This window comes from Atopobiaceae bacterium (genome assembly GCA_022483015.1).
Classification (GTDB): Bacteria; Actinomycetota; Coriobacteriia; order Coriobacteriales; family Atopobiaceae; genus JALCUE01.
The window spans coordinates 1,764,516-1,779,281 of sequence record JAKVOB010000001.1; the positions used below are offsets into that span (position 1 = coordinate 1,764,516).

Sequence of the window (14,766 nt, forward strand, 5' to 3'; positions counted from 1 at the left end):
CGATGCATACGAACAGGAATCGCAAGCAGGCCAACGAGACAGCCACACCGCAGCCGTCCGTCCTCGGGAGGAAGCTCCTCGCCTGCGCGGTGAGCTCGATCCTCGTGATCTCGACGCCGCTCGAGGGGGGCGTAGCCTATGCCGAGGACTCGGACACGAGCACGACCGGTGACGCCAGCACGGCCAGCGGGTCGAACTCGACCACGAGCGCGACCAAGGACGAGATCGTCTACGCCAAGGCCAACGCGAGCGGACAGAATCAAGGCATCTACGTCGTCAACTACTTCAACACGACCGACGCAGAGGATGTCGCCGACCCCGGCACCTATACCAAGCTGACCAACCTCTCGACCACGCAGGGCCTCACCGAGACGAACGGCTCCGTGGATCTGACCACCCTGGCCAACGAGCCCTTCTACTACCAGGGCGACCTCGACTCATCGACCACGTTGCCCTGGACCATCCAGCTCACATACACGCTCGATGGGCAGGTCGTGTCACCCGATGACCTCGCAGGCAAGGACGGCGACCTCGACATCGACCTCAAGATCACGCCGCTCGACGACAGCTCGTCCACGTCCGACTTCGCCAACAGCTTCATGCTGCAGGCGCAGGGCACCTTCGCCAACGCCAACTTCGACATCACCGACTCGACAGATGCCACGGCGACGGTCGTGGGCGACAACACGCTCCTCACCTACCTCGTGCTCCCCGGCGAGGGTGGCGAGTACCACATCAAGGGCAAGGCGAGTGACTTCACCTACTCCGGCTGGCAGATCAGCGCCATGCCCATCACCCTGAACGTGGACCTGAGCACCTACGACACCTCGGAGCTCACCGACCAGGTCTCGACCCTCACGGACGGCGTGGACCAGCTGGCCGACGGCGGCAACTCGCTCACGAGCGGCCTCGACACGCTGAACTCCGGAGCTGCGAGCGCGGCCTCCGGGTCGAACACGCTGGCCAGCGGGACCAGCAGCCTCGCGAGCGGAGCAAGCACGCTGGCAAGCGGTGCGAGCACGCTGGCCGCAGCCACGGATACGCTCAGCAGCGGCAGCACGCAGCTGGCCAACGGAGCTAGCACGCTCTCGTCCGGCGCCAACTCACTTGCCACGGGCACGTCCTCGCTCTCGACGGGCGCGACTCAGCTCGCAAGTGGCACCTCCTCGCTCTCGACAGGTGCCACCAGCGTGTCGAATGGGGCAGCGAAGCTCAAGGCTGCCCTCACCGTCGACGGCAAGGGCAGCAGCACGACCACGTTCTATGACGGCATGGACAATCTCACCGACGGGGCTGACCAGGTCAGCGACGGAGTGGACACTTTGGTGACGGAGCTCACGGCCATCTCGAACGAGATGACGGCCCTCGAGAGGCAGGCAGATAAAGACGGCACCCAGCTGAGCACGGACGCCCAGAAGACCAGCAAAGACGCTGAGGATCTCTCCGATGCGATGACGAAGGCATCGTCCGCCATCACCAATGCCGAGACAGCCTTGTCAGGCGAGAAGTCCGCGCTCGAGACGGCAGGCACCGCGCTCTCCGCGGACGAGTCCTCGCTGACCTCGGCTGGCACCGACCTCACGAGCACGGCGAGCGCGGCCTCCACGGCGGGATCAGACCTCTCGACGGCAGGCAAGGACTGCACGGCAGCGGGGACAGCCCTTGAGGGCATCGACACGACCGGCATGAGCGCCGCGCAGATTGATGCCGTTCAAAAGGCGGCAGCGGCCGTGAAGACGGCAGGGTCTGCCACCAGCACCGCCGGGACCAGCGTCACGAACGTCGGCACGAAGGCAGGCACTGCCGGCACGGCAGTACAGGACGCAGGTGCTGATGCCAAGACGGCAGGCGAAGACGTCACCGCGGCGGCAGCCACGCTCCAGACCACGAGCGATGCGCTCACGTCACTCAGCAGCCTGAGCAGTGGGCTGAGTACGCTCGGCACCGACCTCTCAAACGTCCAAACCGACCTCGATTCCGACCATATCGGCGGTATCCCCTCAAAGTCGAAGTCAATCATCAAGGAGTCCAGCGACCTGCTTAGCAGCATGCAGTCGACTATCGACACCCTCACGGGCAAGACCACCCAGGACCAGCTCGCCGCCCTCAAGAAGGGCTCCGCAGAAGTCGCGACCGGATCCGCCAAGTTGAAGGCCGAGCTCGAAGAGAATGGCGAAATCTATGAAGGTCTGTCCTCCCTAGCCAGCGGCGCCAGCAGCGTAGCCACAGGTGCCTCCTCGGTGAACAGCGGCGCAGCCTCCGTCGCCAGTGGCGCCAAGTCCGTGAACACGGGCGCGACCTCGGTCAAGACCGGTGCGGCCTCGCTGGCAAGCGCCTGCTTCACGGCCAGCACCGGCGTGGCTCAGCTCAGCACCGGCGCCTACACGCTTTCCTCCGGTGCCTCGACGCTCAGCAGCGGCGCCTCGCAGGTAGACTCCGGTGCCTCGACCCTCTCCGACGGCCTCGACACCCTCGCGTCCGGCACGAACTCCGCTCTCAGCGGCTCGACCGAGCTCTCTGACGGCCTCGACACCCTGCAGAGCTCCGTCGACGGCCTCGACCAGACCGTCCTCGACAAGGCCCAGGACTACATCGACCAGAAGCTCGGCAAGGACTACCAGCTCCACTCCTTCGTCGACGCCTCCAACACCAACGTCAACGAGGTCGAGTTCGTCTACGTGGTCGATGGCGTGACCGCTGACGACTCCTCCACGGACGACACCGCCACGACGACCACCGACGACACCACCGACACCTCGAACCAGAGCATCGTCGACCGCTTCCTCGCCCTCTTCACCGGGGACTCAAGCAAGCAGGACTAGTTCTTCTCGCCAGGAAGCGTTCACGGGAGGGCCCCGCACATACGTGATGCGGGGCCCTCCCGCGCTCTCGAGTACCGACGCAACGCTGTGCCAGCGAGCAACGCACATTCGTTCGATTCCGCGCGTGCCAAGGGAAGCTGAAAAGAGCCATCATGCTTCTGACCTGCAGCGACGTGGCACATCTTCTGATTGGCCCCGCGCGTTCGGTCGATTCCGCGCAGGAACCCGCTGAAACCGGCGCGGAATCGAACGAACGTGTATACGGAAGCGAGCCGCACCAAGATGCCGCTCGCCGATGGAGCACGCGACGCGCCAGGCAGCACATCCTCGACCACTCGCACGCGTCGCCACAGCTCCCATGCGTAACGAACCCCAAGAGTCCCCGTGCCATATGCCGACACCACGCCCGTCGCCCCGGATGCACCTGGTAGCCTTGGGCCATGACGATGCTCTTCGGATACCAGACCGCCCTCGAACTCTGGCGTCGACCCGAGGTCTATACGCATGCGAGCTTCTCGCAGACGATGACGCTCGAAGTCCCCAGTGAGGGACGCGCGACACCGTGGACGGTAGAGGGTACGGCCACCACCCTCTGGTCCGACACGCTCATGGACCTTGCCAGGCCGTGGGACCTCGTCTCCTCGACCTACGGCCATCACTTGTCAAAAGAGGGAATCCACTGGCACGCACGCACCACGGCGCTTCCCCCACACTCTGGGCTCCGCCTTGAGGGAGACGTCTTCCTCGTCTCACCCGAGCTCTGCCTCCTCCAGATGGCAGAGACGCTGCCGTTCCTGGAACTTATACAGCTCATGGACGAGTTCTGCGGGACTTACCGTCCCGAGGGCGATGGCCTCGAGTGCCGCCCAGCGCTCACATCGACGGCGCTCGTCTCCAGCTACCTCGACTCCTCGGAAGGTGTGAATGGCGTCAAGGCGGCCCGCCGGGCGCTTCGTCATGCCGTCGACGGCTCCGCCTCGCCCAAGGAGACGCAGGCCGAGCTGCTCTTCTCGCTGCCGGTGACGAGGGGAGGCAAGGGATTTCCCAAGCCCCAGATGAACCAGCGATTCGATGTACCGTCCGACCTCCGGCAGGCTGGCGATCCCGGCTACCTCGAGTGCGACCTCTGCTGGGAGTCGAAGGATGCCGAACTAGCGGCAGGTCAGCCCCACCATGCCGCCGTCGAGTACCAGTCGACCAGATGGCATGTGGGCGCCAAGAAGCTCGCGGCCGACTCGCGGCGGCGGAACCTCCTCGAGAGCATGGGAGTCCACGTGATCACGCTCACGGCCGCAGAGCTCTTCTCGGCGAAGGGGTTCGACAGAGTCGCCACGTTGATAGCCAATGAAATCGGAGCCCGGGTACGGACTCGCCTAAGCCCTGATGAGGTCACAAGGCGTACGAGCGAGCTCAGGGAGTCCCTGCTAGGAAAGGGCGACATCAGCGCTGACGGGGCACCCGACGAGAGTGACCTCCCGCCCGACCAGAGGTAAGCAGACCGCCAACCGCAGAGGTACACGTTCGTTCGATTCCGCGCGTGCCAAGAGGAGGCCAAGAAGAACTATCGTACTTCTCACCTGCGGCGATGCTGAGCTTGCTCCATAGTGCCCTTGCACGTTCGTTCGATTCCGCGCAGGAAACCACCGAAACCGGCGCGGAATCGAACGGCCGTGTGCGGCGAAAGCCACGAAAGCGGCTCCGCACAGGGTACCCCTACACTCCAAGACGAGCGGCTCTCCACGAAGCAGCGAGAAGCACATGCCGCCGCGACCGAATGGCCACATCCGCCCCGTCGTCGCCCGACGCAGGCCCCCGTCGTCCCGCACACGTTGGCTATACTGGTGGGCGCATATGAACCGACGCCCGACTGGCGCCATGTACCTCCACGACCCAAGGAGAGCCCCTTGTCCTCATCAACGCCCGTCCGCGTCCGCTTCGCTCCCTCACCCACCGGCAAGCTCCATGTGGGAGGGGCGCGCACCGCAATCTTCAACTGGGCCTTCGCCCGCGCCAACGGCGGCACCTTCATCCTGCGCATCGACGACACGGACCCCACCCGCTCCACCGAGGAGAACACCCAGGTCATCCTGCGCGCCATGCGCTGGCTCGGGCTCGACTGGGATGAGGGTCCCGACGTCGGTGGCCCGTGCGCCCCCTACAAGCAGACCGACCGCATGGACCTCTACCTCGAGGCCGCACGCAAGCTGGCAGCCTCGGGGAACGCCTACCCCTGCTTCTGCACGCCCGAGAGGCTCGCCGCAGACAAGAAGGCCGCCGAGGACCGCAAGGACCCCTTCCAGGGCTACCAGCGCACCTGCCGTGACCTCGACCCCGCGGCGGCGCAGGCGCGCATCGACGCCGGCGAGCCCCACGTCTGGCGCATCAAGGTGCCGCTCGACCGCGGCGACGTCGTGATCCACGACGCGGTCCACGGCGAGGTCACCTTCGATGCCAAGGAACTCGACGACTTCGTCATCATCCGCACCGACGGCACCCCCACCTACAACTTCGCCACGGTGGTCGACGACGCCGCCATGGGCATCACCCATGTCATCCGCGGTGACGACCACCTCTCCAACACCCCGCGCCAGGTCATGGTCTACGAGGCGTTGGACGCACCTGTCCCCACCTTCGCCCACATCTCGATGATCCTGGGCGCCGACGGCAAGAAGCTCTCGAAGCGCCACGGCGCCACGAGCGTCGAGGAGTACCGCGATGCCGGATACCTCTCGGACGCCTTCGTGAACTATCTCGCACTTCTCGGCTGGTCGCTCGACGGCGACACCACCATCGTGACACGTGACACGCTTGCCAAGGAGTTCTCGCTCGAGCACGTCTCAAAGAACCCGGCCACGTTCGACCCCAAGAAGCTCGACTGGGTGAACTCCCAGTACCTGCTCGCGATGAGTGACGCCGAGTTCTCCCAGGAGGTGCTCGTGCCGGAGCTCATAGCAGCCGACCTCGAGAAGGACGGCTGCTATGCCGGCCGCGAGCACTGGTTCGACCTGCTCTCGAGCGTCCTCAAGCCTCGCACCACGGTCTCGCCCGACGTGGTCGGGAAGGCCCGCTTCCTCTATGAGGGCGACCAGGTGACGATGGACGAGAAGTCCGTGGCCAAGAACCTCGCCAAGGAGGGCGTCGCCGACGTCCTCAGAGCCGTGGCCGAGCGCCTCGTCAACCTCGACGAGAGCTCCTGGGAGGCCGATGCCATCGATGCGGCCCTGGAGCCCATGCCCGAGCAGCTCGAGGTCTCGAAGCGCAAGCTCTTCCAGGCCGTGCGCGTGGCGGAGTGCGGCAACCAGGTCTCACCGCCGCTCGGGGCATCCATGGAGCTGCTCGGCCGCGACACGGCACTCGCCCGCCTCACGGCAGCCATCCCGCTCGCAGGCTAGCCATCCCGGAAGGAGCCGGCATGAGGACCTCCGCGTTCGAGATACTCGGCCCCGTCATGGTGGGCCCCTCGAGCTCGCACACGGCCGGCGCCCTGCGCATCGCCCTCGTCGCCCGACAGCTCGCCTGCGCGCCGATACGCTCGGTGCACTTCACGCTGCTCGGGTCGTTCGCACGGACCGCACGGGGTCACGGCACGGACAAGGCCCTGGTCGCCGGCATCCTGGGAATGGCCGCCGATGACGTGCGCATCCGCGACTCGTTCGAACGGGCACGTGAGGCCGGCCTCTCCTTCTCGTTCGACCTCGACGCCACCACGCAGGTCCCGCACCCCAACACGGCGATCGTCAACCTGGAGCTCTCGAACGGGACCTCGCTCCAGGTGACCGGCGAGTCGGTCGGGGGCGGGCGCGTGCGCGTGACGGCGATCGACGGTGTGGCCGTCGAGGTCACCGGTGAGCTCGAGACCCTCTTCGTGCGACATCGGGACCGCCCCGGCATCCTGGCCGCACTCACCGGGACGCTCTCGGGTTCAGGCATCAACATCGCGACCATGCGCACCTACCGCACCGCTCCTGGGGCCATGGCCTACTCCGTCTTCGAGGTCGACACGCACCTGGAACCGGACCTCGTACGACTGATCGCTCAGACCGACCAGGTGGTAGGGGCCTCCGTCGTCCGAATCCCTGGGGCGCTCCCCGCGACCTGCCCGTCCCAGGTGGCCCATGACTTCGACACGGCAGCCTCGCTGCTGTCGCTCTGCGAGAATGACCACCGATCGATCGGCGACATGATGCATCTTCGCGAGGAGGAGCTCACGGGGGACGCCGAGAAGGTCTCCGGCATGATGGGCCGCGTCCTCTCCGTGATGCGTGATGCTGTGTCCGCTCCCCTCGCTCGGCCCACCAGGTCGCTCGGAGGGCTTCTCTGCGGCCAGGCGGCCCAGGTGGCAGGAGTCCAAGACGAGCAGGCATATGCCCTCATGGGTGGCACGCTCACCAAGGCCACCGCCTACGCCATGGCCACGCTCGAGCGCTCGGCCTCCATGGGCGTCATCGTGGCGGCCCCCACGGCAGGCTCGGCCGGCGTCGTGCCCGGCGCCCTCATCGCCTGTGGCGAGACGACACGGGCGACCGATGCCCAAGTCGAGGACGCCCTCTGGTGCGCGGCCGCGATAGGCGCACTCGCCTCGTCGCTGGCCACGGTGTCGGGTGCCGAAGGCGGATGCCAGGCCGAGGTCGGCACGGCATCGGCGATGGCCGCTGCAGGCCTCACGCAGCTCCTCGGCGGCTCGCCCGAGACCTGCCTCCATGCGGCCTCGATAGCCCTCGGGAACCTGCTCGGCCTGGTCTGCGACCCCGTGGGCGGCCTGGTCGAGCACCCCTGCCAGGACCGCAACGCCCTCGGCGTTGCCTGCGCGATGAGCTCGGCCCAGCTCGCCCTCGCAGGTGTCACGAGCCCGCTGCCCTTCGACGAGGTGCTCCATGCCATGAAGGCAGTCGGGACGTCGCTCTCGCCCGCGCTCCGCGAGACCGCCCTCGGGGGCCTCGCCGCCGAGCCCTCTGCCGCGCGTTGCTTGGGCTGCGCGGGCAGGTAGTCCTCGGCCCACGAGGTTCTTCTCAATATTCCTATTGACTTGCTAGGTTTCTAGGCCCATACTCCTTCACCAAGGCATCGGGAGCCGATGCCACCAGCGACGAGGAGAGGGCCCATGAGCAGCTTCCATCATGGTGGGGCACACTGGCAGACCAAGCGAATGCCATGCTCCCGGATGCTGCCTCGCCACCACTCCCCCAAGATTCGATAGGTCGCTCGGGGGCCAGAACGCGTGCAGCACCTGGGAGTAGCGTCCATGCATGGGCGCGTCCCGCACCATTCCACTCATCAAAGAACTCACCGTCTTAAGGAGACCATCATGGCCCAGGCCACCGCACGCCCTTACCACTTCGAGACCCTCCAGCTGCACGTGGGACAGGAGAGCCCCGACCCCGCCACCGACTCCCGCGCCGTCCCCATCTACCAGACCACCAGCTATGTCTTCCATGACTGCCAGCATGCGGCCGACCGCTTCGGCCTCAAGGATGCCGGCAACATCTACGGCCGTCTCACCAACTCCACCGAGGACGTCTTCGAGCGTCGCATCGCCGCCCTCGAGGGAGGCGTCGCCGGTCTGGCCGTCGCCTCGGGCGCCGCGGCCATCACCTACACCATCCAGGGCCTTGCCGGCGAGGGCGACCACATCGTTGCCCAGAAGACCATCTATGGCGGCACCTACAACCTCCTCGCCCATACCCTCCCCCGCCTCGGCATCCAGACGACCTTCGTGGACGCCCATGACCTCGCGCAGCTCGAGGGGGCGATTAGGCCCGAGACCAAGGCCGTCTACCTTGAGACGCTTGGCAACCCCAACTCTGACATCCCTGACATCGACGCGATTGCCACGATCGCGCACGCCCATGGCCTGCCGCTCGTGGTGGACAACACCTTCGGCACCCCCTACCTCATCCGACCCATCGAGCACGGGGCCGACATCGTGGTGCACTCGGCCACGAAGTTCATAGGCGGGCACGGCACGACGCTCGGCGGCATCGTCGTCGACGGAGGCACGTTCGACTGGTCCAGCTCGGACCGCTTCCCCCAGCTCACCGAGGGCAATCCCAGCTACCACGGCATCTCGTTCGTGGAGGCGGCAGGCCCGGCGGCCTTCGCCACCTACCTGCGCGCCATCATCCTGCGCGACGAGGGGGCGACCATCTCTCCCTTCAACGCCTTCCTGCTCCTCCAGGGCACCGAGACCCTGTCACTGCGCATCGAGCGCCACGTCGAGAACGCCCTCAAGGTCGTCGACTACCTCCAAGGCCAGCCCAAGGTCGCGCATGTGAACCACCCGAGCCTGCCTGACCATCCGGACCATGAGCTCTACGAGCGCTACTTCCCCGACGGCGCCGGCTCGATCTTCACGTTCGAGATCGAGGGTGGCCAGGAGGCGGCCTTCCGCTTCATCGACCACCTCGAGCTCTTCTCGCTCCTGGCGAACGTGGCCGACGTGAAGAGCCTGGTCATCCATCCGGCGACCACGACCCATGCCGAGCTCTCACCCTCTGAGCTCGCCGAGCAGGGCATCACCCCCGGGACCATCCGGCTCTCGATCGGCACCGAGCACATCGACGACATCATCGCCGACCTCGACCGGGCGTTCGCGGCCGTCTGATCATACGGCGAGAGGAACCTCCACACGACAGGCGTCGTCCCTACCTGGGACGGCGCTTGTCCGCCCTCTTGGCCTGCCAGCGACGCTGACGGCTGTCCCGCTCGCCCCGCTTGATCTCGTGCTCGTCACGCGTGAAGTGGGCGACGTCGGCTGTGGTGGTCGTGACCGCCTTGACCACGCCCTTGGCCGAGCTGCCTGCGTTGCGCGCGGTGCGTGTGGCCGACCTGCCGACCGTGCGGACGCCCTGGGTGGCCTCGCGCCTGCGCCCGCTGTAGCGAACCTTGTTCCAACGCTGGTAGATGCTCTCGTCACGGTTCGACCGGATCGAGAGGAACAGCGCCGAGACGCCCGTGGGCAGGAAGTATGACAGCACACGCCACACCAGGAAGCCAGCCGTGGTGAGCCCTCCCATGAGCGGCCCGAAGAAGAGGGCGAATCCTCCTTCGGCGCCTCCCGTGCCGCCCGGGAGCGGTACCGCACTCGCGATGAGCTGCACCATGGACGTCGCGGCGAGGCACGAGAGGAAGTCAGCCTGGATCCCGAAGGCGTTGAGGACGAACCACGGGATGCTGTAGAGGAACGTCAGCTGTCCCAAGGTGATGAGACCGGTGTAGGCGATACGAGGTCCACGCCCGCTCACGCGCGCGAAGGCGTCCGAAACCTCCTTGACCTCGACGTTCACGAGGTCATAGGCCTTCGAGTAGTCGGCCTTCCTGAACCAGCCCCGCCGTGCCACCCAACCTATGGCCCAGTTGCCGAAGCGCATGACGAGCTTGGGCCTCATGCAGACGAAGAAGAGGGCCAGGAGCTGCAGCAGGTGGAGAAGGAAGATGAGCAGGCAGAGAAGCACGATGTCGCCGTAGGTCTCGAGGAAGAACGGGAGCTTGAGCAGGAGCATGAGCGCCGAGAAGGCCACCTCGCCTGCCTGGTAGATGGCGAAGCGCGTGATCTGGGTGACCGTGGCCTCGCCGACGTCGAGGCCGGCACGCGTGAGGCGGAAGATCTGGGCCGGGACGGACCCCGCCGCCAGCGGCGTGAGGTTACCGAAGAAGACACCGGAGGCCTCCACGCTCATGAGGTCGCGAATGCCGCACGGCGAGTCGGGGTCGAGCCAGACGGCCACCACATAGGCGCTCACCCCGCAGCAGAACGAGAGCGCGTACATCACGAAGGCCCCGATGACCCAGCCGAGGTCGACGCTGGCAAGGGCATCGACGAACTCGCCCATCTGCCCCGTGACGGCTAGGAACGCCACGTAGCCAGCTATGACCACGAGGATGAACTTCGCCCCGAACCTTACCTGCCCGCCGTCAGCGTCCTCGGTCGATCCCGCCATGCCGCTCCTCGCTCCTCAGGGCCGCTCGCCCGCGTACCGTCCCCACGATGATACCCCCACCAGCCCATGTGCCCGCATGCGACGCGGCGCTGTAACCATATAGGTAGCAGTTGTGAACTTGGGGTATAAGTGCTCGGACACGAGAGGGGACGATTCGATGGCATCCACGGTCGGAACGACCGAGAGCACCGTGAGCGACACGTTACTGGACGAGGCGACCTTGGCCCGCAACAGGGAGGCCCTGCTCGACCGCCTTCGCGGCTCCGGAAGGGCGGCCTCACCGAGGAGGTGCCGCATGCTCGGGCTCGAGCTCGAGCGCTTCGTGATCGACCGGGCGACAGGCCGCACCGTGGGCTACGAGGGGGAAGGCGAAGCCCCGGGGGTCCGTGACCTACTCGCCGCCTGGGCAGGTGACTTCGCGGTGGGCGAGGCAGTCGTGATAGACGGGTCGCTCATGGGCTACGCAGGCTCGGTCGACGTAGGACACCAGGCGGTGGGCATCTCGATCTCGCTTGAGCCGGCCGCACAGCTGGAGGCCTCCGTCGGGCCCTCGTCGAGCGTCTGCGACCTGCTTGGGGCCATCGAGGCCTTCGATGCGCGGTTCGACCAGATCACCTGCCAGATGGGCGTCTCGTGGGAGCTCGTGGCCCAGGGTGTGAACCCCACCGTGCTCGGCCCGCTCGACCTGCCGCTCATCCCCAAGCGTCGCTACGAGCTCATGGACGCATGGTTCGCGCATTCGGGCGCCTATGGGCGCGACATGATGCGCACGAGCGCCTCCACCCAGGTCTCGGTGGACTTCGCGGACGAGGCTGATGCCCTGCGCACCTTCAGGCTTGCGACCGCCTTGGGCCCGGTGGTCTCGTTCCTCTGTGACAACACCACGGCCTGGCGGGGAGCCCGAGGGTCGGACACGCCGCGCATGGTACGTTCGCGCATCTGGGCCGACGTCGACGGCGAGCGTTGCGGGACCGTGCCTGGGACCTTCGACAGGGACTTCTCGGTCGAGTCCTATGAGCGATGGCTCGAGGGCGTCCGCCCCATCCTCATGACCACCACGTCAGGCACGACCGCATCGACCAGAGGAGAGACGGAGCGCGACCTCATGGGACGACGCGACCTGGCTCCCTCCGAGCTGGCACACCTCATGTCGATGGTCTTCCCCGACGCACGGCTCAAGGGATTCTGCGAGATCCGACCGGCCGACTCCCTGGACCCCAGGCTGGCTGCCGGGCTCACCGCCTTCGTGAAGGGCCTCTTCTACGACGACCGCTCGCTGTTCTGTGCCGAGCAGACGCTGCGCATGGACGAGATGACCACGGCCCGCGTAGACCAGGCCTGGGCCCACCTCCAGGAACGGGGTTGGGATGCCTGCGTCTATGGCATCCCCATGGTCACCCTCACGCGTAGGCTTGCCTGCCTGGCCGAGACGGGCCTCATGGACGAGGCCGAGAGGGACCTCCTGAAGGGCCTCACCGACATATGGGCCAAGCGCATGGTCCCCAGGGACCTGCTGCGCTAGCCCTCGTGGTGTGACGGGTCCCCGGACGTTGCGGCATCGAGCGCTTCCGCGGCATCGGTCACCTTGAGCCGATAGGCACAGGCGATGAGCTCGCAGCATCCCTCGCGTCCGAAGGCGGAGCGATCCACCACGAGGTCCTTCCCGTCATGGAAGAGCCACTTGCCGTCCGAGTAGCGCCGATAGAACTCCTCGCGCGACTTCTGCATCTCCCTGACGAGCTTCTCGGCCTTCTTGCGGGAGATGTTGCGCTTGTCGCCCACGGTCCTCACCCGGTCGTCGAGCGGGGCCGTCACGAGGACGCTCAGCAAGTTGGGGTTGTCGCGCAGGATATAGTCCGAGAGCCGGCCTTCGATGATGCAGCTCCGGGTCGATCCGAGGTCCAATATGACCTGCCGAACCGCCTTGAAGAGGCGGTTCCCCGTCGTCCGCGCGTCCACGCGGTCCGGGAGGAACAGGCTCATCTCGGTGGAGAGACGTTCGTCATAGGCCGCGACCTCGTCCATGACCATGCCCTCGCGGTCGGCCACGCGCACGAGCAGCTCGTTGTCATAGAGGGGTATCCCGAGCTCGAGCGAGAGGAGCTTGCCGATCTCGTGGCCCTCGGCCCCGAAGTCGCGGGTGATGGTGATGACGACGGGCTGGTCTCCCGTGACGACCGTCTGTGATGCGTGCTCACCCTTCTTGCCGTGATGCTTGCCAGCCATGGTTCCTCCCCTATCCCGACGAATGAGCCTCACATGCATCCTACGCAGGAGCGACCAACCTCATACGGGCATCTCGGTGGACGGTCGCATCGGGTGGCATCGGGGGCGACGACACGCCGACGGAGGTCCCCCAGTCGCTTCGCCAGGATCTGATTTGAGAATATCGCGCTTGAGACTTGCCAAAGGGAGCGCTCTCGCGTAAAGTGTTTTCTCGCGCGCACGCGCAGGACTGCAACCCATTGGGATGTCGTCTAATGGCAGGACAGCGGATTCTGGTTCCGTCAATGGGGGTTCGACTCCCTCCATCCCAGCCAAGTCCTGCAGGCATACGGCCCGTTCGTCTAGCGGTTTAGGACGCCGCCCTCTCAAGGCGGAGATCACCAGTTCGAATCTGGTACGGGCTACCACATGATACGCGGACCTCGGGAGACCGGGGTCCGCTTTTTTGTCCCGAATGCAGGCCAGCCCAGATGGTGTCGTATGCCATCCACGGATGAGGGTCACCCAGCGCACATGCTCCCCCACAAACCGGGTAGAAACCCCATCGTTGTGATGGTGTACCCGACGCGAGGAGGAGCACATGGACGAGGAGACAAGGCCATACGTCAGCTGGGACCTGGTCGGCAGCTTCATGGTCGACGCGTTCAAGGCAGCAGGCATCCCCGAGGACGACGCAAAGATCTGCGCGGACGTCCTCATGGAGAGCGACCGCCGTGGCATCGAGAGCCACGGTACCAACCGCTTCAAGCCCATCTACATCGACCGCATCAACGCCGGCATCCTGAACCCCGTCACCGACTACGAGGTCCTGAAGGAGACGCCGACCACCCTGGTGGCCGATGCCCATGACGGCATGGGCATGGTCGCCTCCCACAAGGCCATGACGAGCGCCATCGAGAAGGCCAAGGAGTGCGGCCTCGCCATGGCGACCGTCACCAACTCGTCCCACTACGGCATCGCCGGCTACTGGGCCACGATGGCAAGCAAGCAGGGCCTCATCGGCTTCACGGGCACCAACGCCCGCTCCTCGATCGCCCCCACCTTCGGCGTCGAGAACATGATGGGCACCAACCCGCTCACCTTCGCGATGCCGACCGACGAGGACTTCCCCTTCTGCATCGACTGCGCCACCTCCATCGTCCAGCGCGGCCGCATCGAGTACTACGCACGCGAGGGCAAGCCGACCCCTGCCGGCACCGTGGTCTCGGAGGACGGCGAGGCCATGACCGACAGCGCCGAGATCCTGAAGGCCCTGACCGAGGGCCGCGCCGCGCTCGCTCCTGTGGGCGGCATCGGAGACGAGCTCGCCGGCTACAAGGGCTATGGCTGGGCCGCAGTGGTGGAGATCCTCTCGTCGGCACTCGCCGGCGGCCTCTTCATGAAGGACCTCACCAACAAGAACCCCGACGGCTCGTCCCGCCCCTACCACCTGGGCCACTTCTTCATGGCCATCGACCCCGAGGCCTTCATGGGACTCGACACCTTCAGGCACACGGCCGGAGAGATCTGCCGCGAGCTCCGCGCCTCCAAGAAGGCGCCCGGCCACGACCGCATCTGGACGGCCGGGGAGAAGGAATGGGACGTCTGGCAGGTCCGCAAGGACAAGGGTGTGCCCATGGGCGACGGCGTGCAGCAGGACTTCATCGCCGTGCGCGACATGTACGACCTGCCCTACACCTTCCCGTTCGAGGCATAGCCACAAGACCACGCGCATACATCGTCCTTACGTATGAGACGCCGAGAGGAACCGTTCCTCTCGGCGTCTCTTCCTTTCAGTCGGC

9 protein-coding genes and 2 tRNA genes are annotated in these 14,766 nt (G+C 66.2%); 9 read left to right on the forward strand and 2 right to left on the reverse strand.

Translation table 11 applies throughout. The annotated features are described in order from the left end of the window. Positions 1-2: 2 nt before the first annotated feature. The 5 genes from LKE50_07565 (at position 3) to LKE50_07585 (ending at position 9,423) form a co-directional block, all read left to right on the forward strand. Complete coding sequence (locus LKE50_07565; GenBank protein MCH3968451.1) at positions 3-2,822, forward strand: hypothetical protein; 2,820 nt, start codon at positions 3-5, stop codon at positions 2,820-2,822. Positions 2,823-3,262: 440 nt separating this feature from the next. Next, complete coding sequence (locus LKE50_07570) at positions 3,263-4,315, forward strand: hypothetical protein (GenBank protein ID MCH3968452.1); 1,053 nt, start codon at positions 3,263-3,265, stop codon at positions 4,313-4,315. Positions 4,316-4,726: 411 nt separating this feature from the next. Continuing rightward, positions 4,727-6,214 carry a glutamate--tRNA ligase gene (gltX, locus tag LKE50_07575; protein MCH3968453.1) on the forward strand — a complete coding sequence of 496 codons (1,488 nt, stop codon included), beginning with the start codon at positions 4,727-4,729 and terminating at the stop codon, positions 6,212-6,214. 20 nt (positions 6,215-6,234) lie between these two features. Next, a complete protein-coding gene (gene sdaAA / locus LKE50_07580) occupies positions 6,235-7,809 on the forward strand; it encodes an L-serine ammonia-lyase, iron-sulfur-dependent, subunit alpha (protein MCH3968454.1) in 1,575 nt (524 codons plus the stop codon). A 318-nt stretch (positions 7,810-8,127) separates the two neighbouring features. Next, positions 8,128-9,423: an O-acetylhomoserine aminocarboxypropyltransferase/cysteine synthase gene (locus tag LKE50_07585; GenBank protein MCH3968455.1), complete on the forward strand. Its 1,296-nt coding sequence runs from the start codon at positions 8,128-8,130 to the stop codon at positions 9,421-9,423. A 40-nt stretch (positions 9,424-9,463) separates the two neighbouring features. Here the strand turns inward: LKE50_07585 and LKE50_07590 are convergent, their stop codons facing one another. Beyond that, positions 9,464-10,759, reverse strand: a complete 1,296-nt coding sequence (locus LKE50_07590) for a flippase-like domain-containing protein (GenBank protein MCH3968456.1) — start codon at positions 10,757-10,759, stop codon at positions 9,464-9,466. Positions 10,760-10,916: 157 nt separating this feature from the next. Here LKE50_07590 and LKE50_07595 point away from each other — a divergent pair, with 157 nt between their 5' ends. Continuing rightward, positions 10,917-12,281, forward strand: a complete 1,365-nt coding sequence (locus LKE50_07595; GenBank protein ID MCH3968457.1) for a glutamate-cysteine ligase family protein — start codon at positions 10,917-10,919, stop codon at positions 12,279-12,281. Here the strand turns inward: LKE50_07595 and LKE50_07600 are convergent. After that, positions 12,278-12,985, reverse strand: coding sequence for a cytidylate kinase-like family protein (locus LKE50_07600; GenBank protein MCH3968458.1), 708 nt, complete (start codon positions 12,983-12,985; stop codon positions 12,278-12,280). The two genes, LKE50_07595 and LKE50_07600, sit on opposite strands and share 4 nt — an antisense overlap. Before the next feature lie 240 nt (positions 12,986-13,225). On the opposite strand from LKE50_07600, the gene LKE50_07605 reads away from it, so the two are divergent. The 3 genes from LKE50_07605 (at position 13,226) to LKE50_07615 (ending at position 14,681) form a co-directional block, all read left to right on the forward strand. Beyond that, positions 13,226-13,299: transfer RNA gene (locus tag LKE50_07605), tRNA-Gln, on the forward strand. A 16-nt stretch (positions 13,300-13,315) separates the two neighbouring features. Then, a tRNA-Glu gene (locus LKE50_07610) sits at positions 13,316-13,392 on the forward strand. Between the two features lie 173 nt (positions 13,393-13,565). Continuing rightward, positions 13,566-14,681 (forward strand): Ldh family oxidoreductase, encoded by a 1,116-nt coding sequence (locus LKE50_07615; protein MCH3968459.1) that lies wholly within the window; start codon positions 13,566-13,568, stop codon positions 14,679-14,681. Positions 14,682-14,766: the final 85 nt, after the last annotated feature.